This window comes from Rickettsiales endosymbiont of Trichoplax sp. H2 (assembly GCF_009690945.1).
GTDB classification, from domain to species: domain Bacteria; phylum Pseudomonadota; class Alphaproteobacteria; order Rickettsiales; family Midichloriaceae; genus Aquirickettsia; species Aquirickettsia rohweri.
Genome location: NZ_NPHZ01000003.1, coordinates 192039 through 217973 on the forward strand (window position 1 = coordinate 192039; position 25935 = coordinate 217973).

Genomic DNA, 25935 nt, shown 5'->3' on the forward strand with positions numbered 1-25935 from the left:
TTATGAGCCAAGTATTACATACAACTGAATCTGCAATTCATAATCATGAACAGTTAATCAGGTTAGCACAGCAAAATATTGTTAATGCAAATAACCCTAATTATATAAAACAAGAAGCAACTGTAGTTTCTAATCCAAATTTAGGCGCAGTAATTAAGGATATTCGTTTGGCAATTACAGATGGGTTACTAGAAGAACAATATACCAGGAATTCTGAATTTAGCGCAAGTTCAAAAACTTTAGAACTATTAAAAGGAACATTAAAAACACTATATAATTTAAAGCTGGATGGAAAAGACAGTGTGCCAGGAACGTTAGGAAATTTTTTGCAAGCATTAATAAATTACAAGGCTCCAGCAATGATTCAACAGAGATGGATAACACTATAACCTCAATAATAAAATTTGCTGATACTGTCTCTAAGCAGTCTCAAGAATTTGAAAAACAAAGGACCAAAATTGATAAACAAATTGCTGATTCAGTTGAAAAATTAAATGCACACATAATTTCAGCAAGAGAGCTAGGCGCTTCTTTACCTTTATTAAAAAGCAATACTCGGGGAGGCAGCGATATGAAATATAACGATGCAAAAACCAAGCTTGATAATGAATTACGCGAGATATCTAAAATTATTGATATTAATCAACGTTTTGATAAAGAAGGTGCATTAATTGTAGAAACAACAACAGGAATTCCTTTAATAAAAGGAAATATAAAATATAAAGTTGAATTTTCACATACAGATAATTTAAAAGATTATTTAGATAAAAGTTTTAAATTTCCTGCACTTTCAGTGATTGATGAAAATTTACATGATGATTCACCTGCACTTAGAAATGATATAGTTACAAGCGAAGTTACTGATGAAATCACACATCATTTAAGAGGTGGAGAGTTGCGAGCATTTTTTGACTTAAGAGATAAAATTATACCAGATATAATGAATAGATTGGATATTTACACTAATACTCTTGTTAAGCAGGTCAATTCAGCTTATGCAGATGCCTTACCTTCTTCTGGATTTGAATCAGTCACAGGCAATATGAAATTTAGTAGTAATGAATCTATATACGTAAATGGAAAATTTAAAATAGCTTTTTTAAACCCAAATGATGGAACTCAAGCAAAAGATTCTAGCGGATCACTTGGCATGATTGAAATAGATTTAGACTCTATTAGAGATTCTAATTACCAAATTACTATTAACAGATTAATATCCGAAATAAATACAAAAACTTCTGGAAAAGCAATCGTTGAATTAGTTGATAATGATAGCAATGTAATAACTTCTGGCCAAGGATACTTAAGATTAAGATCTGCCGATGGTACTAGTTTTAATATTGCAATCGTAGATGACAATAGTAATCTTTCTACTGATTACGCAAACTTTATCAGCACAAACAGCGATCAAAAGCCTTTTGGAGTTAATAAATTCTTTGGATTTAATCATATATTTAGTTACAGTACAGATAAATATTATACTCCTGGTTCTTTTGATAATAGTGCAATATCACTTAAAGTATCTGATAAGATAACACAAAATAGAAAAATTGATACTGCTAAGGTTCATGTTGATGGCTCAAATTATAGTATTGGAAGAAATAATCAAAATATATTAAGTGAATTATTTGAATTAAAAGAGAAGCAATTTAATTTTCCATCATATAAAGCAATCTCTAGTGCTACTTCTTCACTTGCAGGATATGGAAATGGAATAGTTAGCACTGTAAATGTAAAGCATCATTATGCTGAAAAAAGATTTAATGATGAAAAAATAAAACTAGAAGCAATAAACGAAGAAATATCTTCAAAATCAGGAGTTAATGCAGACCAAGAATTATTAAATATAACACAATATGAAAGACTATACTTAAATTCACTAAAAGTATTTCAAACTTTTAAGGAATATTGGCAACAATTTTTAGCTCAAGTTTAAAAGAGGTATATTATGACAGTAAATTCTATAGGAACAGCTCTTGCTAATCAAAATTTAAGAACTTCCATTGAGAGTAGATTAGCAAAGATGGACGATATTGAAAAACAAGTTCAATCACAAAGAAAACACGAAAAAATTTATCAATTTTCTCCACAACAAGCCAATGAAGTAATTAACATTAGCCAATCTATCTTCGATCAACAGTCAAATCTTGAAGTATTAGAAAAAGGTTTAAGAAAAGCAAACGAAATGTCTAATGAATTAAAAGATCTTAGAATATATTTACAGCAACAATTAAAAAGCTGGCAAGAACAAGATCGCGCTTCAAACAATCCTAGCAAAAATTTTTCAGGTCAACAAAAAGAAAAATTTGCTTCAGATCTACTCAGTGGATTAGAAAATTTTTTAAATAAAAAATCAATGTATGATGGAACATTTTTATTTGCAGGGGAAAGCGTAAATACAAAACCTATTAGCACTACAAGTAGCAGTACAGATGCAGATAATTATTATAATGGAAGCACACAAAATACTGTATTTAATTATAACAGCAAACAAATTGAATTAGAATTTAATGCAGGTGATAAATCAATAAAAGATTTAGTGACTTTATTTGCAGATATAAAAAGAAATGGAGATAGTGCTGGTGGCAGCGTCATAGCAGATTTTGAAAAATGTATATATGATTTAACTGATGCAAAAAAGAGAATAGATTTGACATCAAGAGATTTATTACAATTACGAGATATTGAAAAATCTAACTTAGATGAAAGTCAAAAAAGTTACAGTGACCTAACATTTAAAGCACAATTTGAAGCTATCACTGAGCTAGAACAAGTCAGTCAACAATTAACTGGTATTTATACAAGCATTAGATATTACTCATCAAAGCTATTAGATTTTTTAAGGTAACCTCATAATGTTAAAAGAAAAATTTATTGATCAGCCAAACTTATTCTATATTCAAAATAAATTTGGTTCGGTAGAAATAAATTTAAAATTTAAAGTATTTTTCCCCAAAGGTCTCATAGGTTTTTCTGATTCTAAAAATTTTTGTTTTTCCCGTTCAACAAAAAACAATTATAAACATTTTAAATTATTACAATCATTAGATAACGAACAATTATGCTTTTTAACTTTACCAATATTACTAAAAAATAAATTTATTAAAGACGAAGACTTGAACAATGCAATAAAAAATTTAGAATTAAGCAAAAGTAATATAGCTATAGTACTATTATGTTCTACAAAAGAAATAGATGGCAAATTAAAATTAGTTGTTAATTCAAGAGCACCTGTTTTTATTGATATTGTTACTCAAAGTGCATTTCAATACGTATTACATAATTCAAATTATAGTTTAACACATTTATTATAAATTTCTTAGTTTTACAGTTTTAAACTTTCATTTTTTCAATTATTAAATATAATAGCCTTATATTTATTTTTTTATTTTACATGAATAAAATTACAAACTATATTTTTATCACTATTTTATTATTAACTACAAGTAATTGTGCTATTATTGGAGTTGCAACTACTGCTACAACTGGAGCAATGATTGCTGATGAAAGGTCTGTCGGCAATATAATAGATGATAAAGTGATTGCTACAAAAATTAGACATGAATATATAAAAAATAGTATAAATAATTCTTTAAAAGGTATTTCCCTAGAGGTATATGAAGGACGTGTATTACTTGTTGGCTACGTAATTGATAATGAATATAAAGAAGAAGCTGAAAAATTGGCTTGGCTTGTAAGAGGCGTAAAAGAAGTTATTAATAATATTACCATATCAAATGAAGATCCAGCAAGCTTTACTAGAGATATTTGGATATCAACTAAAGTAAAAACAAAATTCTTAGCAAACAAAGAGTTGCATTCTATAAATTATAAAATTATGGTATATAATCGTGTTATATATCTTTTAGGTATAGCAGAAACTCAAAAAGAATTAGATACTGCATTAAAAGTTTCTAGTGAAGTTTCTGGAGTCTCTTTAGTAAAAAATTATATTTTAGTGAAAAATGATTCTCGAAGAAAAGCTAATTAGTTTCATTTTGGAAAAATTTTTTAAAAATATTGTATAAAAAATTTTTAGTGCTAAAATCAATCTGTTAGTTTTAAAAAGTTATTAAATTATTTTCATGCTTATTAGATGAATAAAACAAACAAAAATTATACTTTAAAAAATTTCCTTAAAGGATTTGTTTCTTTTGGAAATCTTTCTTTTATTAACCATAAAAATAATCAAATAAGTAAATTTAATAATATTGATTATAATTTTAATAATGTAGCATCCATTATTAGTAAAAATTTTAATAAACTGTTAAAAAATAAAAATGAGGAAAAAAAACGTAAATTTCGGAACAAGAAATAGAAAAAGTAGAATAACAAACACTCCCAATAAATTTTTATCATTCCCTTCTCCAGCAATACTGGAAAGTTATGAGGAAATATATCCAGGTTTTACAGAAAAATTACTTGAATTAACTAAAATTGAGCAAAATCAACGAGAAAATTATAATAAAAATTTAATAAAATCTATGAACTTTACTATAAGAATCAGCCAAGTTCTAAGCTTTATATTTAGTATTTTAGTATTATATACATCTGTTAATTTTTTAAAAAATGGCTTAGTATCTTTAGGAGCAGTTTTATTTATAACATGGTTTGTATTTCTTTTAATTTTGAATATAAAATATAAAAAAACAGCATAAAATTATAAGCACTAACTTTAAAAGAAAGATAATTTCTTAATTAAAACCTAATTAAAAACCTTGTGAAATAAATTTAACCTAAGTTATATATGAACAAATAAGGTTATCAGGCACCGTCAAGTTAAGGGATAAAGGGCATAGAGTATCCTCTAATATTGAATTTTGGCAGCAAGCAATTTTTGTAATGCATCGTCCCAAATAGATTTAGCCTTTTTAAATGCAATCCTTTGCATAATAGCGTTATTGATGTATCTTCCTACATCTACAGCAAATATATTTCTAGCTTTCCCCATTAGTGATAACGTTTGCTGCATACCACAGGGTTACTTAAATTTTATCAAACATTTTTCTTTTCTAAGTGTGGGTTAATGTGCATTTTCTACACGGTTATTCAATCCTTTGTGACATCTATGCCCTGTAGAAGTGCACATTTATTTTATTGGTTTTATATAGATTCGTAATTTATCGGTGACAATTACTCTGGGTACAGGATGTGACCTCAGTAACCTTGATAAAAAGCGTATTGCTGATTTTTTTATTGCAACGCTTTTGCATGAGCACATCTAGTTCATATCCTTGGGAATCTACTGCTCTCCATAGTATAAAATATTTACCATTAATTCTTATTGTCATTTCATCTAGATTCCACTTATCTGTTATTTTGCGTTGCTTCTTTTTGATTACATCTTCAAAATGACTAGAAAACTTATAGCACCAATTCCTCTATACAATAGCTGTTCTTTTACATCTCTATAGCTATGGTTAAACCTGTGGTATAACCATACTACATGACTTATAACTGATACTGGAAATCTGTAACCTTTCGGTCCTTTTCTAATACTCATATTTTTTTCATTTTATCATTCATCATATTTCTTACATTACTTTATTCAATATTTTTTTACTTTACCACTACTCTTCATTAACTTGACGATGCATTATCTATATATTCTTTTGCTTCATTATGGTTTTGTTGTTCCTCTAAAGCTAATAAATAAAAGATATAACCTTTTCTTTCCGTAATATCTTCATTCAAATGATCTCTTTCTATACAGCTAATTATTCCATTTTAGCTTAATAAATCTCTTGCGTATTTTTCAACTTTTTCAAAACTATTATTCATCAAATGAAAGTTCAAAAGATGACCATAAATTTCCATACCAGTTCCATCATCAATTAATATATTGAACTTATTATAAATGATTGTTATTTTTTCTATTGCCTCTTCAGCATTATTAATTAAAAAGCATATATTTACCAATGCATTAATTTATTATTTTATCAAAGCTTCTCACGATTTTAAATATATTCATATTCCAAATTTTTGTTTGATAGTTGCTGTTAATTGCTCATACGCCTTATTAATTAAAGGTTCACCATGGGCACTAAAAAGATGGTGAAATGAAAGGAGTTTTAATTTTAAAAAATCCTGAGCTTGTACATTACATGTTTGTTGCCATATTTCTGATATCGTAGCAGAGCCAAAAAACCCAAGATCTTCATATAATTTTGCCGTTTGTTTACTGAAAAACTCATCACTATAAGTCCAATTTTTAATGCTGTCACACGTAATAAGTATACCACCTTCTCGATTTATATGTAATATTCCTTCAGGATGTGCTGACGTTTCAAAAACGAACAATGAACAACCTGGAAATGGCATTTTCCCATTAGGAGTAAGATCTATATCTGTTTTTTTATTATTTTCATCCTGCATTCCTTTTAAAGCCCATAATTTTGCTGAATATCTATTAACATAAAATGCGTCATGTTTACCATGAAATGCACCTATCCTAACTATATTAGTAACTTTTCCTAAATTATCAAGCATAGCAAGACCTTTATCACTTAACCTAATCGTATTTATGAGTGTTAGCTTATTACCACTCTTCACTATCACCATATTACAACTATGTTGTAGCTTTACACCTTCATGAATAGTAACATTTGTTCCCATCACAAAAAATATATCAGAAAAAATTTCTTTAAGTTCACCATGTGCCAATATAGGAGAGTCCTTAATCACTAATATACCTTATAATATTTTAGATACATATAAACTATGATACCATTTTAAAAGTCAAAAAATTATAAATTTAATCAAATAATTAATTTTTTACTTTGTTTGAAGATTTATTACCTTCAAGAGATGATTCATTAATATTGGATAACCCTATAATAAACTCAGCTAAATTTACTTTTCCTACTTTTTGTTTTTCAAAATTAAAGAAATTTAATAAATCTAAATCTACATCAATTAAAATTTGTTTGTCATCATAACTATTGGCAATACTTTTGAAGTATTTAATATATGATACTATCATAGTATCATAAACTAACAGAAAACTATCTATATCAGATTTGTTAAGCTTTTTTTCTCCTTTTTTTATATTTAAACTTTCGACATAACTGTCTTTAAAAGATTCAAGCATTTTAGAATAATCAATAACCTGCAGCTTATTTTTACTACTTTCAGGTAAAACGTTTTTACTATCAATATTAAATCCAAAAGCATCATTTTTATAGTCTAAATTCACATCAACTGTTTCAAAATCATAGTAATCTAAACCGTTAGTCTTGCTTAAATCAACTTCTGATTTAATTTTAAATGTTGTATTAATATAAAATCCTAATTCATTATTAATATACTTCTTTAGAAAAATTTCCTCGTATGGATTTAAATTTTTACCTTTTAGCTTAGTAAAATCTATATCAAATTTAATTTGAAGATTTCCTTTTAGTTTATATTTACCCTCTCCTAAATTTTCATATAAGCATGTAGAATCATCATATCTAGCAGAGAAATATTTTTCAAAATTTGAACTAATATTACTATCTTTAGTAGTATTATTTTTATAATAGCACTGAAAACTATTCCCTACATAATTAATTTTATACTCTTTTCCAAATAAATTATTTAGATCTAAATCTTTTAAATCTGAAAAACCAATGCCTTTTTTCCATTGATACGAAATATAATGCTCTATTTCCTTATCCAATTTACACTTGGCATCAATTTCTTTACTCTTAATTTCCTTTGAATTACTTTTAATATAAAATGTTCTATTAATGATATTACTAGATACTTGCAAGTTAGAGTAATTTGTTTGGTAACCAATCATCCACATCTCCCCAAAATTATCTACAATCTTTGGATTTAAATTATTTAACGGCCCTGCTTTCAAACCATTAATCTTAAAAGATATATCAAAAGGAGTATTTTTAATGATTTCATAATCATCAAAAGTGTATTCAATTGGTAAAACACTAAATATTACAGATTTTTTATCTAAAAAATTCGTAATTAATTTATAGTGGACATACCATACCACACCTATACACATTGCTACTAACAAAATAAATATAGGAATTATAATTTTAAAATATCTACTCATTTTTAATCTTAAAAACATTTGATCTAATGGTGGGTCTGGGTGGATTCGAACCACCGACCTCACGCTTATCAGGCGTGCACTCTAACCAGCTGAGCTACAAACCCATTAATAAATTTAAATAACTGAAATATATGTTCTATTTTTTTTCCCAGATGAAAAATTAACCTTACCATCAATAAGAGCAAAAATAGTGTGGTCTCTACCTATCCCTACATTATTCCCTGGATAAAACTTTGTACCACGTTGGCGAACTATTATATTTCCTGGAATTACTGATTCACCACCAAATTTTTTAACTCCTAGCCTCTTACTATGAGAATCTCTACCATTCTTCGAACTACCACCAGCTTTTTTCGTTGCCATATTATTTTTCCTCTATATTAGTTACTCTTAAGATTGTGATATTTTGTCTATGACCTTTTTTTCTTCTATAGTTTTGACGTCTTTTCTTCTTGAAGACAATAATTTTCTTATCTTTACCTTGTTTTAAAATTTCTGCTTTAACATTTGCAGATTTTACAAATGGTTCTCCAATTTTTATCTCATTTCCTTTATCATTGTTATATAAAGCAACGATATTAGTAAAATTTACTTTATCACCAAGCTTGCCATCTAAGCTATCTACTTTAATGACATCACCAGGCTTAACGTGGTATTGTTTACCACCTGTTTCTATTACAGCTAACATTCATTAATGATCTTAAGTTAAAGTCATATTTTTAACTTCATATAACTTAAAAGTCAATCAAAATTACTGCTTAATCTGCCTTTAATTTTATGAAATATTGATATTATTGCAATAAGTATTGAGAAATAAATTTATAAAAAGACTTCTCATCTTCATATTGAGAGTTTGAGATTATTTCATTTATATGATCGTTCTCTAATTTTTCTACCTCTAAAATATCAATTGCATAATCACTAACAATTTCACAAGCATTTAAACTATTATCAAATCTCAAAAATGATTTTGAAATAATAAAATATGGTATAAAACTTCCATTCTTGTAAATTGATACAACCCCTTCTTTTAGTAAACTAATATAATTTTCATGATCAGGAAGTAACTCAAAATCACCTAATTCAGCATGCAGAGATATTTTAAATTCTTGAGTATCATTTACAATACCTTCAGGTGTTATAATTTTTAAACTTATTTTTTTCTTATTCATAAGCTATTAAATTAAGCTAATTTTTTTTGCTTTTTCCAACGCCTCTTCTATACTTCCCACCATATAGAATGCAGCTTCAGGAATATCATCATATTTTCCATCAACTATATCTTTAAAACCCTTTATAGTATCTTGAAGAGCTACAAATTTACCAGGTGACCCGGTAAAAACTTCTGCAACATGAAACGGTTGAGATAAAAATCTTTGTATTTTTCTAGCTCTAGATACAATTAATCTATCACTTTCAGAAAGCTCATCCATACCTAAAATTGCAATTATATCTTGTAATGATTTATAAGTTTGCAATGTCTTTTGCACTTCTCTTGCAACTTTATAGTGTTTTTCTCCTATAATATCAGCAGATAAAGCCTGCGATGTACTATCTAAAGGATCTATAGCAGGATATATACCTTGCTCAGCAATTTGCCTACTTAGAACAGTTGTAGCATCTAAATGAGCAAATGAAGTAGCTGGAGCAGGGTCTGTTAAATCATCTGCAGGAACATAAATCGCCTGTACTGACGTAATTGAACCAGTTTTTGTTGAAGTAATTCTTTCTTGCAAATTTGCCATCTCTGTTGCAAGTGTAGATTGATACCCTACAGCTGAAGGTATTCTGCCCAACAAAGCAGAAACTTCAGCACCAGCTTGGGTAAATCTAAAAATATTATCTACAAAAAATAATACATCTTGCTGCTCTTGATCTCTAAAGTATTCGGCAATTGTAAGACCTGTAAGAGCAACTCTCGCTCTAGCGCCAGGAGGCTCATTCATTTGTCCATATACTAAACTCACTTTAGAATTTGAAATATTTTTTTCATCTATAACCTTTGAATCTATCATTTCATGATATAAATCATTACCTTCTCTCGTTCTTTCTCCTACTCCTGCAAAAACTGAATAACCTCCATGAGCTTTAGCAATATTATTAATTAATTCCATTATAAGAACTGTTTTTCCAACACCAGCTCCACCAAACAACCCTATTTTACCACCTTTTACATATGGAGCTAATAGATCAATAACCTTTATTCCTGTAACTAAAATTTCTGTTTCTGTTGATAAAGATTCTAACTGAGGAGATTTATTATGAATTGGTGCAAAATTTTCACTCCCAATTTCACCTTTTTCGTCTATCGGATTGCCAATAACATCCATTATCCTACCTAGTGTTTCTCTACCTACAGGTACTGTAATTGGACTTCCAATATCACTAACTTCATCTCCTCTTTTTAACCCATCGGTCAAATCCATTGCAATAGCCCTAACCACACCTTCTCCTATATGCTGTATAACTTCAAAAATTATTTCCCTATTTTTATCTTTATATTTTAAAGCACTTAAAATTTCAGGCATATCATTATCAAATTTAATATCAACTACAGCACCAAAAATTTGTAATATTTTTCCTTTATTCATATTTATTACCATGCAAATTTGTTATATTCATTTCGTTGCCTCTGCTCCAGAAATAATTTCTATTAATTCTTTTGTGATTATCGCTTGTCTACTTCTATTATAAAGTAAATTAAGATCCTTAAGCATTTTTTTTGAATTTTGTGTAGCATTCTCCATTGCAAGCATTCTTGCTGAATGCTCACAAGCTAAACTGTGACAATATATATTAAAAATTACAGCATTTAAATACTTACTCAGCAATTTATCTAATATAGATCCTAAATCTCCATCAAACTCAAAATCTTGATTATATGAATTTGTAATATTTAATTTTTTCTCTATTTCACAAATATTAATAGGCAATAAATTTATTACTTCAATATTCTGATTCATTACTGAGCTAAATCTAGTATAAATAACCTTACATTTACCAAATTTTCTATTATTAAATAATTTTTCAATTTTATTTACAAGATTCGCTGATTGTTTAAGATTAACTTTCTTACTTTTAGTACAAAAAAAAGGAATATAATATTCAACATATTCTTCAAAATGCCCACTCATGTATTGAGAAATTTTATTACCAACACATAATATTTTTATACCTTTATTAATCTCTGATATAACTTTGTTAATTACTCTAGAATTAAATGCACCACATAACCCTTTATCAGAACTAAATGTAACTAATAATGTATCTGTTACTGAGTCATTATTATAATTTTGTATAACATCATTAAATAGTTCTTTATCTTTGTAATAAGCACTAACTAAAATTTTCTCTATTACATGCAAATGCTCTCTTGAATTAATAATATTATCTTCAGCATTTTTTAAACTCGATGCTGAAACAATTTTCATAGCTTGAGTAATTTTTTTTGTAGAAGTTACTCCTTTTATTCTATTTTTTATGTGTTTTAATGATGGCATTTTTAGGAATATAACTCTACAAATTTATTTAAATATTCTGTAAGCTCTTTATTAATATCTTCAGTAAATTTCTTCTCCTTTCTAATTTTATCTAATAATTCACTTTTATCTTCTTTAATTTGAAAGAGTAATTTTTTTTCAAAATCACTTATATTATCTACTTTAATTTCTTTTAAAAATCCTTTAACAGCCGCAAAAATAGAAATAACTTGTTCCTCTACTTGCATAGGAGCATATAATGACTGCTTTAATAACTCTGTTAATTTATCTCCTCTTTCAAGTAAACTTTTTGTTGCAATATCTAGATCAGATGAAAATTGAGAGAAAGCTTGCATCTCTCTATATTGAGCCAAATCAAGCTTCATTGTACCAGCAACTTTTTTCATTGCATTGATCTGCGCAGAGGAACCTATTCGACTTACTGAAAGCCCTACATTGATAGCTGGTTTAATTCCCTTATAAAACAACTCTGTCTCAAGAAAAATTTGACCATCAGTAATTGATATTACATTTGTAGGTATATATGCAGAAACATCTCCTGCTTGCGTTTCTATTATTGGCAATGCTGTTAAAGATCCAGATCCCATGTCATCAGAAAGTTTAGCCGCTCTTTCTAAAAGTCTTGAATGAACATAAAAAATATCACCTGGATATGCTTCTCTACCAGGAGGCCTTCTTAATAAAAGCGACATTTGACGATATGCAATAGCATGTTTACTTAAATCATCATATATAACAAGCGAATGCATGCCATTATCTCTAAAAAACTCTCCCATTGTACATCCCACATATGGAGCATAAAATTGCAATGGGGTTGGGTCTGATGCAGAAGCAACGACAACTATAGAGTATTCTAAAGCTCCAGTTTCTTCTAGTTTTTTAACAATTTTAGCTATAGAAGATTTTTTTTGGCCAACTGCTACATAAATACAATATAATTTTTCACTTTCATTATCAGACTTATTAATTTCTTTTTGGTTTAAAATGGTATCTATAGCTATAGCTGTCTTACCAACTTGCCGATCTCCAATAATAAGCTCACGCTGGCCCCTTCCAATTGGAATTAAGCTATCTATTGCTTTTATACCTGTTTGTACCGGCTCATGAACTGATTTTCTAGCAATAATACCAGGAGCTTTAACATCAACTTTTTTATAAACTACATCTTTTATCTCACCTTTGTTATCTAGTGGATTCCCAAAAGCATCAACTACTCTACCCAGTAAATTTTTTCCTGTTGGAACTCTAAAAAATTCTTTAGTCCTTTTTACTATTTCACCTTCCTTTATATCTTTATCATCTCCAAGTATAACTATACCAACGTTATCGTCTTCAATATTAAAAACTATACCTTGTATATCATTATTAAATTTTACAATCTCATTAAACTCAACATTATCTAATCCAAAAGCAATTGCTATTCCATCAAAAACTTTAACAACTTGTCCAACTTCTTCAAAATCAATTTTTTTATCTAAATTTGAAATCTCATCTTTTAAAACACTAACTATTTCTGAAGCCTTCATATATTATCCTAGCATGTTTGTTTATATTTTTTTTACTATTGATTCTATCTTTTTTAACTTTGCTAAAAGAGATAAATCTAACATTTGTGAGCCTTTTTCAATAAGCATCCCACCTAATATACTTTTATCATAAATAAAATCAAATTTAATTTTCTTATATCCTAAACATTTATATAATTTTTCTTTAATTTTATCAGCACTATCTTGATCTAGTTCGTTTGCTAATTTTATTTTTAATTTGATTATACCATTATGATTATCAATCATGTCTTTTAAGCATTTTTCAATTTTACTTAAAAGATATAATCTTTTCCTTTGTATTAAAATCACTATAAAATTCTTCAATAAATCAGAAACTTTAATTTCATTGAGTATAGTATTAAAAAACACAGATTTAACCTTTTTAGGAACATATTTATTAAATAATAATTTTTGCACCGATTTATTCTGCTTGATCTTAGAATTTAAATTATTAAGTTCTGCAAAAACATTATTTGTAATACTTAACTGCTCTGTACTATTGAATAATGCTAAAGCATACTTTTTAACAATAATTCCATCTGTAATCATAAAATATTTAAGCCTCTAAAATATTACTTTTACATTCTTATTATAAAATATTTTTATACATATATTTAAAAATTGTAAATATAAAATTAAGTTAACAGGCAATTTTTCAAGGTTAAATAAATATTGATAAAAATAATATATCAACACTTAAGTACAGTTTAGGTTAGCAGTATAATCATTGCAAAAAAGGGTTACAACCATAGCACAGCAATCAGAAGTACATTTGTAAAACTTAGGCAATATAATTGGATTTACACTCCACTATTGTGGCTAATGATTATAATATTAAGCATAAATTTCTAATTCCTTATTTAGAATTTGTGTTATTAATAGCAAATACTCATATCAAATTGTATATAAAATATCTATTTAATGAATTAGCAAAATATTATTATTTTTCACATTTATAACAAAATGGCTTAAGTACTTTTTTCAAAAGTGTATTAATATTTTTGTTATCTATCTTGTCTTGCTTAGCCTTATTGCTGCTGCTAGAAGTGAACAATCCATCAGCTTCTAAGGCAGTATTAGACCATAATAATTTACCATTTTTTGCATCAATAATACCAATTAGCATATTTGATGCAGCAGAAGGACCACCTGAATAAACTCCAGTTACCATTCCCGTAACAAAGCTTAAGGCAACAGATCCACTAGTCCTAGCATATCCAGAAAAATCAACTATAGCTATGACATCAGCATCAATGATTTTACCAACATCTGTTGCATATTTTCCTAAATTTATATTGACAGAAGAGGCATCTTTTTCATTAAACTTAGGGTCATGAAGTATTTTCATTTCATCATTATATTTTCTTCTTAATTGCAAAACTTCATTATAAATTCCTTTATCGTGCGCATCTTTCCTACTTAAAAATGAAACATCAAAACCTCTAGATCTCATTTCAGGAATAACATTATTTTTAACTAAAGTTTCTAAATGATACTCATAATCATAAAATCTTTTTTCCTTACCTGAAGCATCTATAGATTTCATTTCTACTTCAACTGGCAACAACACCATTGTTTTATAATTAGCTAATACAGTTTTATAGTTAGGTGCTTGCCTAATTGTAATAGGCGCACATCCAACTAATATAAAAATAAATAAATATATTAACTTATTTTTTAATGACATATGTTATCTTAATGAATTATTGTGCAGGAATTACTCTCGTACGATTATCAGAGAAAACTACAAAAACTTTTTGCCCTTTGTGAAGTGGGTCTTTTTCAGATTGTACAATTGTCAACAATCCATTAATCCTTGCAGCAGCAATAACATTTCTAAGTGCTGCATTTCCTTCATAATATGTATCTTTAATATTAGAAATATCAACTTTAACAGTATATTCTAATCCCTTACTTGTACTAAGTGAATCTTGCATTGCAGCACCAACTAATCCACCTAAAACAGCGCCACCTACAGCACCAGCTACTCTTCCAGAACCACCACCAACATTACTACCAGCAACTCCACCTACTAATGCACCTGTAGCCAATCTAGTTGTGTTACCCTGCAATCTATCTGAATCTCTTATTGTGACAGGACGAACAGAGATAATTTTTCCTTCCAAAGTAAAGTTTGTTGTAGAATCACTTACATACATACTATTTGATAAATCTCTAGCACAACCTGCTAAAAAAGATAAAACAAAAAGACATAAAAAAAATTTTGGAAATAAATTTTTACTCATATAAACAAAGTTATTATTTTTTTCATTAGTAATTTTTTTTTTTTAATAAGTCAAGTTGTTAATTTAATTAGCATATGTTTTTTCTTCCCAACTGATAATTTTAGATTACTATTATTAAAATCCTTAATTTTGATTATATAATTTATATCATTTACCACATTATTATTTACCCTAACACCATTTCCCTGTATGAGTTTCCTTGCAGCACTATTCGATTCAGCTAAACCACTAGATACTAGTAATTTAAAAAGAGACATTCTTGATTCTATTTCAATAGATGAAATTTCATATTTTGGCAAATTATCATCTACATTATTAGCCTCAAATGTTTGTTTAGATGTAGTTTTTGCAGCATTTGCAGCTTTAATTCCATGACATAACTTTGTAGCTTCATCTGCTAAGATGATTTTAGCATCATTTATTTTCTTTCCAGATAATTTTGATAATTCATCAATATATTCTAAAGGTAATTCTGTAAATAATTTCAAAAATTTAACTACATCAGCATCCTCAGTATTTCTCCAAAATTGCCAATATTCATAAGGTGAAAGCAGCTCTTCATTTAGCCAAACAGCACCATTTGCTGTTTTTCCCATTTTAGCACCACTGCTTGTAGTTAAAAGAGGTGAAGTTAATCCAAAAACTTCTTTTCCTAATTTCTTTCTAATTAATTCAACACCATTGACAATATTTCCCCATTGATCAGATCCGCCCATTTGTAAAACACATTTCTCTTTATTATACAAATGATAAAAATCAAAAGCCTGAAGAAGCATGTAGTTAAACTCTAAAAAACTAAGCGACTGTTCTCTGTCCAATCTAAGTTTAACACTTTCAAAATTTATCATTCTGTTAATTGAAAAGTACTTTCCAAAATCTCTTAAGAAATCAATATAATTTATATCTTTTAACCACTCATCATTATCTAAGACGATAGCTTTGTTATCAGAATCAAAATTTAAAAATTTAGCAAAAACCTCTTTTATTGAATTTTTATTTTCTTCTATATCATTAAAATTCAACACCTGTCTTGTTTCATCTTTCCCTGAAGGGTCTCCAATTTTAGTAGTACCACCTCCAAGTAAAATGATTGGTTGATGGCCAAATTTTTGCAACCACCTCAACATCATTATCTGTATTAAACTTCCAACATGAAGTGACTTAGCTGTACAATCAAATCCTATATAAGCTTTGATTTTATTAGATTCAATACTCTTCTTTAGATCAACTAGATTTGTAGATTGATATATAAATTCCCTAGTTTGTAATTCATTAACAAAATTATTCATAGTAAAAACTCATTCATATCTTAAAGCCTCTGATGGCATCATATTTGCAGCTTTCCAAGCAGGATATATAGTTGCAAGCAAAGATATTATCATAGCTGTAAAAACTATACTAATAATTTCATTAAAATCTGGTTCAGATGGCAAAGATGTTAAAAAATAAATCATTGGATCAAATAATGTTACCCCAGTCAAAGACTCTAATATCTCTTTGATATTATCTATATTAACAACAAATAACATACCTAGTATTGCACCAGTTAAAATTCCAATAAATCCTAAAAAAGAACCAACTAAAACAAATATTTTTATTATTGATGTCCTAGATACTCCAATTGCTCTAAGAATAGCAATACTCTTGTATTTTTCTTTAACTAACATTGTAAGGCCAGATATTATATTAAATGCAGCAATCATTACGATAAAAATTAAGATTAAAAACATTGTATTTCTTTCAACTCTAAGTGCAGATATAAGAGATTGATTAGCCGCTCCCCAATCAGTTATTAAAATACTTGGATTTGCTATATTTTTTAAAATGCTTTCTTTTACTTTCTCAATATTTTTTATATTATTCACTATCACCTCTATCTCAGTGATTGAATTTTTAATATCAAACATTAGTTGAGCAGTATTAATAGGCATAAAAACTGTACTGGCATTATATTCATACATTCCAACATCAAATATTCCTGCTACATAAAAAGTTTTAATTTTAGGCATTGTACCCAATATTGTTTCATCAAATTTAGGAACTATTAACCTAACTTTGTCCCCCAAATGTAGTCTTAAATTTTTTGCAAGAGCATTCCCTATATAAATCTCATCTGTATCAAATTTTGTTTGATTATTTTTAAAAATAAATGCATCTTTCATTATAGGTTTTTGCTTCAAGGATTTAAAATCCATACCTCTAACTAACACTCCTGTTGAATTATCTTTTCCTTCAGCTAATGCTTGGCCTGTCACTACGGGAGCAACAAATTTAACATTCTGATTAGCTTTGATTTTATCAATATAATCAATATAATTAGTTATTTTACCATTATACGCACTTATAGAGATGTGGCCATTAATTCCTAAAATCTTTTTTATCAACTCTACCTCATAACCATTCATTACAGACATAACTATTATCAATATCATAACTCCTAAAGCAATGCCTATAGTTGCTAAATAACTTACCAAGGAAATAAAATGATTATTATATCCCACATATCTCTTAGCAATTTTCCATTCAAAACTTTTAATCATTCATTCTAAACAATCATTTAAAAATTTTCATTAATATTATTGCAAAAAACGTAGAAATTAATGATCCAAGTATTATGCCTATTTTTGCAAGTTCTAAATAAGTGGCATTATGTTCAAATGCTATTAATCCTATAAATAAACTCATTGTAAAACCAATACCACAGAGTATTGAAATATAATAATAATGCCTCATCTCCACGTTCTCTGGCAAATTAATTATTTTCAAAGCCTTTAAAATATGTACAGCAAAAGAAATTCCTATTGTTTTACCAATAACCAATCCACAAGTTATTCCAATTACAACTGGATGCAATAAAGAATCAAAGTTAATTGATTTAAAACAAATTCCACTATTTGAAAATGCAAATAATGGCAACACCATATACTCAACATATGGAGCTAGTATTTTCTCTAATCTTTTTAGAGGGAAATTATTTTCAGATAACTTTAATGGAATAAAAATACCTAAAATCACACCTGAAATAGTAGAGTGAATGCCTGATTTCAAGAAAAAATACCACATAAACAAACCAACAATCAAATAAGGTCCTAAAGCAGAAATTTTAGATTTATTTAGCAAGTATAATATCAATAAACAAAGTCCTATTGGTAAAAAATAATTCAAATATAATGTACCACTATAAAATAACGCAATAATAATAACAGCAATCAAGTCATCAATAATAGCAAGAGCTGTTAAAAAAACTCTTAAAGTTAAAGGCAATCTTCTACCAAAAACTGCAAAAACACCAAGAGCAAATGCAATATCTGTTGCAGCAGGAATTGCCCAAGCTTGCATAGCAATATCATCTTGATAATTTAAAGCAATATAGATTAACACAGGGAATATTACACCAAAACAGGCAGCAACTATTGGCAAAATTCTTTGAGATCTGCTTTTTAAATGACCATCTATCATTTCACGCTTTATCTCCATACCAACTACAAGAAAAAAGATTGCCATTAAAAATTCATTAACCCATGCATGCACAGATAATGAAAATGAATTTTGCCCTAATGATATTTCTAAATTTTGCTCAATAAAATGATGATATAAATCATAAAATTGTGAATTAGCAATAACTATAGCTAAAACTGTACTACTAAAAAGAAGAAGCCCTTTGTGAACAGCTTGATGAAATAACAATGCAAAATTTACTAATCTTTGATGTATCACTTAAAGCACCTAATTATAATTTAGCATTTAAATAACTCATTTTCTTCAATTTTTGAATAATTATTTTTTCTAATTTCTTCTTTGATAGAAAGAATATTATGTTTTACAGAATCCAAATTCTCTAAAGCTATACCACCTAACTGCAACCCAACTTCGATTCTCTCAGGAATTGCACTTTCAGCTCCTAATTTTCTTAAATCCTTACTATGTTTATAATCACCTGCTCTCGAAATTATTCTAACATTTTTATAGTTTATAGTAACTCTTTTAGTAGTTTTTCTAAGCGTCACCCTCTCACTCATTGTTAAAATTATTGCCTTAGCTCTTTTTGCACCCAATGCTCGAAGAGTATTATTATCACTTATCTCACCTTGAAAAACTGGAAATCCCTGCTGTCTAGCTTTTTTTACAATTCTAGCATTACTTTCAACTGCAACATAATTCATTTGCTCTTTGCTTAACATATAAGCTACTATCCTCCCTACCCTTCCAAATCCTGCTATTATAACATGTTCATTTAAATCGCTTATACCTTTAAATTCTTGATTACTATCAAGTTCTTCTTTGGAATCTAGTCTATCTTCTATTTTTGACCCAATCATAGAAAGTAATGGAGTGATACCCATAGAAACTGCAACTGCCATTAACATAAATTCTGAAGATTTAGAGTCAATAATACCTTTACTTGCAGCTAAATTAAATAATATAAATGCAAATTCACTACCTTGAGATAAAAGCAAAGCTGAATGTACAGTTGCTCCCCATCTCAATCTAAATATTTTACAAAGAAATAATATTATGCTTGCTTTTATAAAAATCAATGCAAAAGCCGCAAATATTACACCTTTAAATTTTTCCTTTATAAATTCTATATCTATGGTCATCCCAATACTCAAAAAAAATAATCCTAAAAAAAGACCTTGAAACGGATGTATACTATCTTCTATTTTATTCCTATATTCTGTTTCAGCAATTAAAATCCCAGCAATAAACGCACCCATAGCAAAAGATAAACCTAGATAATTTGTTATCCATGCAGCACCAAGGACAATTAATAAAGCTGTAGTAACATAAACCTCATCTGTTTTAACTGATGCAACCAATGAGAAAAATGGCCTCAAAAATAACCTGCCAAATATAGTAATTATTATAATTGCTCCCAATGCAGTTAAACTTTTTATTCCAATAACCTGCATCATATTTTCGGCTTTATCAGCTAACAATGGCGTAACTGCTAAGAGTGGAACAACTGCCAGATCTTGCATTAGCAACATTGAAAGTGACAATCTTCCAACTTGACTAGATTGTCTACCTGATTCTGATATCACCTGAAGAACTATTGCAGTTGAAGATAACGCAAGTGCAGCCCCAACAACAACTGATATTGATGTAGAAAAATTAAAATAATAATAAAGTACAAAAGCAATAACTGAAGAAGTAATTAAAACTTGTAACCCACCAAAACCAAATACATGCAGTCTCATTTTTATCAACCTATCAAATGACAATTCAAGACCAATTATAAACAACAAGAATATTATACCAAATTCAGCTAAAGAATGTGCGTATTCAGGACTTTTTACCAAACCATATGCATTGATTATCGCTCCAGCTATTAAATATCCAAGCACCGGACTTGTTTTTAGCTTGTGCAAAATAATCACAACTAAAATTGACGAAGAAAGCAAAATTAAAATATCAGGTAAAAATTCTAGTTCATTCATTGCAATTAGGATATAATTAAATTTAAAATTTACTGTACGATGTGTACAACTTATAAAATAACATTAACTTAATAATTAAGCAATTGTCTTACGCACTAATTACTGGATCAGCAAAAAGAATTGGAAGAAATATTGCCATTTTTTTAGCTAAAGAAGGTTGGGATATAATTATTCACTATAATAAATCTACAAATGAGGCTCAAAATTTACATAAAATAATATTCGGCTTAAACAAAGAATGCTTGCTGTATCAAGCAGATTTCAGTAAAAACGAAAATCTAGATCCTACTATACAAAAATTACCTATAGGATTAATTGTAAATAATGCTTCAATTTTTAACAATGATTCTTTGAAAAATATAACCAAAGACAATTTAATAAATAACTTAAATACAAATTTTATAACTCCTACATTAATTACTAAGAAAATCTTAGACCACAGCACTTATGAGGGTCAAATCAATATAATCAACATATTAGATAGCATTATTTATAAATTGCCTAAAAATTTCTCTTCATACTATTTTAGCAAAAAGTCATTTGCAAATTATACAAGATTATCTGCCAAACTCTACGCCCCTAATGCGCGCATAAACGGCATATCTCTAGGTCAAATATTAAAAAACGATAATCAATCTGAAAAGAACTTTAAAAAATCATTTTACAACAATCCACTTGGTTACAGTGGCACTATTGATGAAATTTGCAATACAATTGATTTTATATTAAAAAATAGATCTATAACTGGACAGATCATATCTTTAGATGGAGGGTCACATCTAGATAATGTTAATTATCCGTGAAACAACTGATTATGAAAATAACTTCTTTAGAACAATTAATAAAAACATTTTCAAAATTTCCTGGTCTAGGACCAAAATCCGCTAAAAGAATAGCCTTATATTTAATTCAAAATAAAAGCAATTTATCAAAATTATCTCAATTATTCGAAATGGTATATGATGAAATAAAAATTTGCAGTATGTGTTTTAATATTGATATTTCTAACCCTTGTCAAATATGCATAAATGAAAAAAGAGACAAAACCACCTTGTGCATAGTAGAGAACATTGCTGATTTATGGGCTATTGAAAAAAGCAAAACTTATCAAGGCATTTATCATGTATTAGGAGGTGCTCTTTCTGCAATTGATGGTAATACTCCTGACAAATTAAATCTTCATAACTTATTAAGTAGAGTAAAAGACTCACCTATTAAAGAAGTAATAATAGCCACAAATTCAACTCTTGAGGGACAAACTACAGCACATTATATTGCACAATTATTAGAAAAATTGGAGTTAAAAATATCAAGATTAGCTAACGGAATACCAATTGGCACTGAATTAGATTACATTGATCAAGGAACCTTATCATTAGCTTTAAAATTAAGACAAAAATTTTAATGTAATTAACAATAAAGTATATATAACTATTAAGTTATTACTTTATCATCATACATAGAAACAATGTTATTTTGCAATTTTAATTTTTTATCAATCCTGTTACTTTTAATTTTCTAGCCCTATCAATTATTTTATTCTTTATTATTTCAGCCATATTATCATCAGAACGTTGATTATTCCAAATTAAATTTTTTCCTAAATTTTGCTTGTAAACATTCACTTTAATAGAATTTGCTGACAAGTCTTTACCTAAGATATAAATATTAACCTTATATCTTTCCTCTGAACTATCATTTATACTATACCAATCAGTAACAATTACTCCTCCAGCGGAATCAGCTGAGTTCAAAGGCATAAAATCCACCTGATCAAGTGACGCTCTCCATAAATATGCATTAACATTAGCATAACTTGCTAATGAAGAACTATCACTGGCACCTTTTCCAAAAACCAGTCCATCTCCAGTCAACTTCCCAATCCTATCTTCTTCTTTTTGTTGTCGTGTTTTAGGAAATTCTCTTTTTATATCAACTTTTGAACATGCAGACAGTAATGCAATTAAAATTAAATAACTAACTGTTCTAAAATTTTTAATAATCATTAGATTTTTTATATTTTTTTTGTAAGTTAGTTACTTTAACTTAAAATGTCAATTCTTATAGGTTAAAGCATTATATTTTTTCCCTCAAACTTTTTACTTAATAAAGTCATCCCTTGTATAAATTTCTCCTGTTGATTGTAATGATTATTACTTTGATTTTCTCGAAGAAATTTAGGAAATTCATTAAACACACAAATACTTAAAACTATTTTTTGCGCATAAATTTCTTTTAAGTCTCTTAATACATCGTAATATCTTCTTCCTATAAATTGCAAAAATTTTTCATTATAATTTTTTGATCTATAAAACTGTAATGCCATATTTTTAGGCTGTATAGTAGGTGCTCCAAAGATAATAGTATAAAACCATCTTAATTTAATTCCACTACTATGTTGAAAAGCATCAATAATATTTTTATTAAGACACTTATCTAAAACCTCCATATCACATACTTTCTTTTCATGAAAGGTATATGAGTTTTTATTTATATCAATATGCATTTTTTTAGGTCTACCTCTTTTTCTCCACATAATTTTATACAAAACATATTAATCTTTACAATAATTTATATATTAAATACTTAAATACTGGAAGATAAGCTACTAATTAGTACTAAAAATAATACTTTTTGGGCTTGACTTTAAAAGTAACTTAGTTATGATTATCATCCATAATTTATTTTAAACTGAATCAAGTGAAAATTAGTAAGTTAATTAACTTTATTAATGAAATAAGATTTGAAGGCCACAAAGTTTCTTGGCCCAATTTAAAAGATACTGTAACATCTTCATTGTTAGTATTCTTTGCTGTTATAATTTCATCGTTATTTTTCTTGATGATAGATGGAGCTATATATAAAACTATCAATTATGTATTAACATTAGGAGGATAAATATTGACTGCTAAATGGTACATAATTAACGTTTTATCTGGTTACGAAAAAAAGGTTATTTCTTTAATAAAAGAAAACGCTATTAAAAAGCATGTAATTGATGCTTTTAAGGATTTTGTAGTTCCTATAGAAAATACAGTTGAATTAAAAAAAGGAAAAAAGGTTAATGCAGAAAAAAGAATTTTCCCTGGATACATAATGGTCAATATGGACTTAAATGACCTCACATGGAATATAGTAAAAAATACGCAATATGTTGGAAAACTTTTAGGAGGTAGCAACACTCCTTCACCTATACCTGAATTTGAGGTAAATAGAGTTTTAAAACAAGCAGAAGATGGCAAAGTTGTAAAAGAGATGAAAAAGACATTTGAAATAGGTGAAAATGTAAAAATAATCAATGGAGTCTTTGAAACATTTAATGGACTTGTTGAGGAAGTGGAGGATGAAAAACAACGTTTAAAAGTGTTAGTTTCTATCTTTGGAAGAGAGACTCCTGTAGATCTACATTTCGACCAAGTGGAAAAAAATTCATAAAATTTAAGGTAAAAAAAGTGAAAAAAGTTATTGGTGAAATTAAATTACAAATATTAGCTGGAAAAGCTAATCCAGCTCCACCCATTGGACCAGCTTTAGGTCAAAAAGGTTTAAATATCGCTGATTTCTGTAAGCAATTCAATGATAGGACAAAAAAAGAAGATCCTAACATGAAATTACCAGTAATTATTACTGCATATGCAGATAGGAGCTTCACTTTTGTAGTTAAAGCCCCCCCTGTTTCAAACTTAATAAAAAAATATGCAAATTTACAAAAAGGATCTTCTACTCCTGGACGTGAAAGTGCAGGCAATTTAAAAAAAGATGATGTATTAAAAATTGCTGAAATAAAATTTAAAGACATGGGATTAGATGAGTTAGGATCAGCAGCAAAAATTGTTGAAGGTACAGCTCGCTCCATGGGAATCAATATTATCGATTAAAATTTAAGTAAACAATTAATATGGGAAAAAGAATTGAAAATGCTAAAAAAGCTATAGACAAAAACAAATTATATAACCTAGATGATGCAATATCGTTTTTTATAAATGAATATTCCAGTAAATACAGCGTTAAATTTGATGAAACTATAGAATTTATATTAAAATTAGGTATAGACGCCAAGCAATCTGACCAAATGGTAAGAGGCGCTGTTGCTATGCCAAATGGTCTAGGTAAGGAAAAAAAAGTAGCTTTAATAATCGAAGACTCTAGAATTGACGAAGGTAAAGATTCTGGTGCAGAAGAAGTAGGTGGTGATAATTTAATTGAAAAAATCAAGGGTGGTTTTTTAGATTTTGAAGCATGTGTTGCAACTCCAGCAATGATGCCTAAAATAAGTAAAATAGGAAAATTACTTGGACCAAAAGGACTTATGCCCAATCCTAAATTAGGCACAGTATCAGACGATGTAGTATCAGCTGTAAAAAATATTAAAAAAGGACAAATCGAGTTTAGGATCGATAAAAATGGAATAATACATTCAGGTGTTGCAAAACTTGGATTTGATAAAAAAAAGACAAAAGAAAATATAATAAAGTTATATAATGCAATCTTGGCAGCTAAACCCCCAAAATCAAAAGGTATATTTATGAAAGAAATATTTTTATCTTGCACACATGGGCCATCATTAAAGCTTGACTTAAAATCTTTTGTAGTTTAGCATGACCTGCCATGTAAGTAATAACATTTTAAATATATAAAGTGGATAAAGCTAGTAAAGAAAAATTGGTTACAAATTATTCTAAGTTATTTAACAACTATGAAGCAATTTTTTTAATTAAAAATTCAGGATTATCTGTATTAGATTCAAAATCTATAAGATCTCAATTTAAAAAAATTGATTCTAAGTTTATGGTTGCAAAAAATAGCTTAGCTAAAATTGCCTTGAAAGATACAAAATTTTCAAGTATTCATGAGCATTTTACTGGGCCAATAGCTGTTGCTTATTCGGATGATCCAGTATCTGCATCTAAACTACTTATAAAGTTTTGCGAACAAAATGATAAGATAGATGTAGTAAGTGGGGCAATATTAGATAAAACCCTCAATAAAGAAGAGGTTATAGCATTATCTAAGATGCTTACTCAAGAAGAAATTAGGGCTAAGATTATAGGTTTAGTTAATGCTGCAGCAAGTAAAGTTGTAAGGGTTCTTAATGAACCTGGTGCAAAATTAGCTAGAGTTATAAAAGCTTATGCTGAAAAACAATAA

At 28.1% G+C, this 25935-nt stretch carries 33 protein-coding genes and 1 tRNA gene; 13 read left to right on the forward strand and 21 right to left on the reverse strand.

Annotated features, from left to right (window positions below; genetic code table 11):
- Positions 1–2: 2 nt before the first annotated feature.
- The 6 genes from h2es_RS04605 (at position 3) to h2es_RS04630 (ending at position 4658) form a co-directional block, all read left to right on the forward strand.
- Entirely contained in the window at positions 3–389 is a 387-nt protein-coding gene (locus h2es_RS04605) for a hypothetical protein (RefSeq protein ID WP_154511821.1), read from the forward strand.
- Entirely contained in the window at positions 335–1936 is a 1602-nt protein-coding gene (locus tag h2es_RS04610; RefSeq protein ID WP_410528609.1) for a FlgK family flagellar hook-associated protein, read from the forward strand. The genes h2es_RS04605 and h2es_RS04610 overlap by 55 nt, the downstream gene beginning before the upstream one ends.
- A gap of 12 nt (positions 1937–1948) precedes the next feature.
- Positions 1949–2848, forward strand: a complete 900-nt coding sequence (locus tag h2es_RS04615; protein ID WP_154511825.1) for a hypothetical protein — start codon at positions 1949–1951, stop codon at positions 2846–2848.
- 7 nt (positions 2849–2855) lie between these two features.
- Complete coding sequence (gene fliW / locus h2es_RS04620; RefSeq protein WP_154511827.1) at positions 2856–3314, forward strand: flagellar assembly protein FliW; 459 nt, start codon at positions 2856–2858, stop codon at positions 3312–3314.
- Positions 3315–3394: 80 nt separating this feature from the next.
- Positions 3395–3991: a BON domain-containing protein gene (locus h2es_RS04625; RefSeq protein WP_126044620.1), complete on the forward strand. Its 597-nt coding sequence runs from the start codon at positions 3395–3397 to the stop codon at positions 3989–3991.
- A gap of 289 nt (positions 3992–4280) precedes the next feature.
- Positions 4281–4658, forward strand: a complete 378-nt coding sequence (locus tag h2es_RS04630) for a DUF2335 domain-containing protein (RefSeq protein WP_154511829.1) — start codon at positions 4281–4283, stop codon at positions 4656–4658.
- Positions 4659–4807: 149 nt separating this feature from the next.
- Here h2es_RS04630 and h2es_RS07700 read toward each other — a convergent pair whose 3' ends face one another.
- The 19 genes from h2es_RS07700 to h2es_RS04720 form a co-directional block, all read right to left on the reverse strand.
- Positions 4808–4972, reverse strand: coding sequence for a hypothetical protein (locus h2es_RS07700; RefSeq protein ID WP_230204261.1), 165 nt, complete (start codon positions 4970–4972; stop codon positions 4808–4810).
- 148 nt (positions 4973–5120) lie between these two features.
- Complete coding sequence (locus tag h2es_RS07925) at positions 5121–5339, reverse strand: DDE-type integrase/transposase/recombinase (RefSeq protein ID WP_369122802.1); 219 nt, start codon at positions 5337–5339, stop codon at positions 5121–5123.
- A gap of 388 nt (positions 5340–5727) precedes the next feature.
- Complete coding sequence (locus h2es_RS04640) at positions 5728–5919, reverse strand: hypothetical protein (protein WP_154511831.1); 192 nt, start codon at positions 5917–5919, stop codon at positions 5728–5730.
- A gap of 48 nt (positions 5920–5967) precedes the next feature.
- Positions 5968–6684: a hypothetical protein gene (locus tag h2es_RS04645; protein WP_230204262.1), complete on the reverse strand. Its 717-nt coding sequence runs from the start codon at positions 6682–6684 to the stop codon at positions 5968–5970.
- 82 nt (positions 6685–6766) lie between these two features.
- Entirely contained in the window at positions 6767–8107 is a 1341-nt protein-coding gene (locus h2es_RS04650; RefSeq protein WP_230204263.1) for a hypothetical protein, read from the reverse strand.
- Positions 8081–8157, reverse strand: a tRNA-Ile gene (locus tag h2es_RS04655). The genes h2es_RS04650 and h2es_RS04655 overlap by 27 nt, the downstream gene beginning before the upstream one ends.
- Positions 8158–8167: 10 nt before the next feature.
- Complete coding sequence (gene rpmA, locus h2es_RS04660; protein ID WP_154511835.1) at positions 8168–8416, reverse strand: 50S ribosomal protein L27; 249 nt, start codon at positions 8414–8416, stop codon at positions 8168–8170.
- 1 nt (position 8417) lies between these two features.
- Entirely contained in the window at positions 8418–8741 is a 324-nt protein-coding gene (gene rplU / locus h2es_RS04665) for a 50S ribosomal protein L21 (protein WP_126045010.1), read from the reverse strand.
- A gap of 103 nt (positions 8742–8844) precedes the next feature.
- A complete protein-coding gene (locus tag h2es_RS04670; RefSeq protein WP_126045011.1) occupies positions 8845–9225 on the reverse strand; it encodes a hypothetical protein in 381 nt (126 codons plus the stop codon).
- 6 nt (positions 9226–9231) lie between these two features.
- Positions 9232–10650 (reverse strand): F0F1 ATP synthase subunit beta, encoded by a 1419-nt coding sequence (gene atpD, locus h2es_RS04675; RefSeq protein WP_326845010.1) that lies wholly within the window; start codon positions 10648–10650, stop codon positions 9232–9234.
- 21 nt (positions 10651–10671) lie between these two features.
- Positions 10672–11553 carry an ATP synthase F1 subunit gamma gene (atpG, locus tag h2es_RS04680; RefSeq protein WP_154511837.1) on the reverse strand — a complete coding sequence of 294 codons (882 nt, stop codon included), beginning with the start codon at positions 11551–11553 and terminating at the stop codon, positions 10672–10674.
- A gap of 2 nt (positions 11554–11555) precedes the next feature.
- Entirely contained in the window at positions 11556–13079 is a 1524-nt protein-coding gene (gene atpA / locus h2es_RS04685) for a F0F1 ATP synthase subunit alpha (protein WP_154511839.1), read from the reverse strand.
- 21 nt (positions 13080–13100) lie between these two features.
- On the reverse strand, positions 13101–13649 hold the full coding sequence (gene atpH, locus h2es_RS04690; RefSeq protein ID WP_154511841.1) for an ATP synthase F1 subunit delta: 549 nt from the start codon (positions 13647–13649) through the stop codon (positions 13101–13103).
- A 391-nt stretch (positions 13650–14040) separates the two neighbouring features.
- On the reverse strand, positions 14041–14787 hold the full coding sequence (locus h2es_RS04695; RefSeq protein ID WP_154511843.1) for a hypothetical protein: 747 nt from the start codon (positions 14785–14787) through the stop codon (positions 14041–14043).
- 16 nt (positions 14788–14803) lie between these two features.
- Positions 14804–15346 (reverse strand): outer membrane lipoprotein, encoded by a 543-nt coding sequence (locus h2es_RS04700; protein WP_154511845.1) that lies wholly within the window; start codon positions 15344–15346, stop codon positions 14804–14806.
- A gap of 50 nt (positions 15347–15396) precedes the next feature.
- Positions 15397–16635, reverse strand: a complete 1239-nt coding sequence (tyrS, locus tag h2es_RS04705) for a tyrosine--tRNA ligase (protein ID WP_154511847.1) — start codon at positions 16633–16635, stop codon at positions 15397–15399.
- A gap of 9 nt (positions 16636–16644) precedes the next feature.
- Complete coding sequence (locus h2es_RS04710) at positions 16645–17886, reverse strand: lipoprotein-releasing ABC transporter permease subunit (RefSeq protein ID WP_154511849.1); 1242 nt, start codon at positions 17884–17886, stop codon at positions 16645–16647.
- A 13-nt stretch (positions 17887–17899) separates the two neighbouring features.
- Positions 17900–19063, reverse strand: a complete 1164-nt coding sequence (nhaA, locus tag h2es_RS04715) for a Na+/H+ antiporter NhaA (protein WP_154511851.1) — start codon at positions 19061–19063, stop codon at positions 17900–17902.
- 20 nt (positions 19064–19083) lie between these two features.
- The gene (locus h2es_RS04720; RefSeq protein WP_154511853.1) at positions 19084–20787 is read right to left on the reverse strand and encodes a cation:proton antiporter domain-containing protein; all 1704 of its coding nucleotides are present in this window, start codon (positions 20785–20787) and stop codon (positions 19084–19086) included.
- An 83-nt stretch (positions 20788–20870) separates the two neighbouring features.
- Here h2es_RS04720 and h2es_RS04725 point away from each other — a divergent pair, with 83 nt between their 5' ends.
- Together h2es_RS04725 and recR are read left to right on the forward strand one after the other, a co-directional pair.
- The gene (locus h2es_RS04725; protein ID WP_154511855.1) at positions 20871–21590 is read left to right on the forward strand and encodes an SDR family oxidoreductase; all 720 of its coding nucleotides are present in this window, start codon (positions 20871–20873) and stop codon (positions 21588–21590) included.
- Between the two features lie 11 nt (positions 21591–21601).
- Positions 21602–22192, forward strand: a complete 591-nt coding sequence (gene recR, locus h2es_RS04730; RefSeq protein ID WP_126044581.1) for a recombination mediator RecR — start codon at positions 21602–21604, stop codon at positions 22190–22192.
- Between the two features lie 79 nt (positions 22193–22271).
- Here recR and h2es_RS04735 read toward each other — a convergent pair whose 3' ends face one another.
- Together h2es_RS04735 and h2es_RS04740 are read right to left on the reverse strand one after the other, a co-directional pair.
- On the reverse strand, positions 22272–22793 hold the full coding sequence (locus h2es_RS04735) for a DUF3576 domain-containing protein (protein WP_154511857.1): 522 nt from the start codon (positions 22791–22793) through the stop codon (positions 22272–22274).
- Positions 22794–22855: 62 nt separating this feature from the next.
- A complete protein-coding gene (locus h2es_RS04740; protein ID WP_154511859.1) occupies positions 22856–23323 on the reverse strand; it encodes a hypothetical protein in 468 nt (155 codons plus the stop codon).
- A gap of 164 nt (positions 23324–23487) precedes the next feature.
- Here h2es_RS04740 and secE point away from each other — a divergent pair, with 164 nt between their 5' ends.
- The 5 genes from secE to rplJ are packed head-to-tail and all read left to right on the forward strand — an operon-like array spanning position 23488 to position 25935.
- On the forward strand, positions 23488–23685 hold the full coding sequence (gene secE, locus h2es_RS04745; protein ID WP_195909978.1) for a preprotein translocase subunit SecE: 198 nt from the start codon (positions 23488–23490) through the stop codon (positions 23683–23685).
- Positions 23686–23688: 3 nt separating this feature from the next.
- Entirely contained in the window at positions 23689–24222 is a 534-nt protein-coding gene (gene nusG, locus h2es_RS04750) for a transcription termination/antitermination protein NusG (protein ID WP_154511863.1), read from the forward strand.
- A gap of 17 nt (positions 24223–24239) precedes the next feature.
- Positions 24240–24665 (forward strand): 50S ribosomal protein L11, encoded by a 426-nt coding sequence (gene rplK, locus h2es_RS04755; RefSeq protein ID WP_326845004.1) that lies wholly within the window; start codon positions 24240–24242, stop codon positions 24663–24665.
- 20 nt (positions 24666–24685) lie between these two features.
- Positions 24686–25384, forward strand: coding sequence for a 50S ribosomal protein L1 (rplA, locus tag h2es_RS04760; RefSeq protein WP_154511865.1), 699 nt, complete (start codon positions 24686–24688; stop codon positions 25382–25384).
- A 41-nt stretch (positions 25385–25425) separates the two neighbouring features.
- On the forward strand, positions 25426–25935 hold the full coding sequence (gene rplJ, locus h2es_RS04765; RefSeq protein ID WP_154511867.1) for a 50S ribosomal protein L10: 510 nt from the start codon (positions 25426–25428) through the stop codon (positions 25933–25935).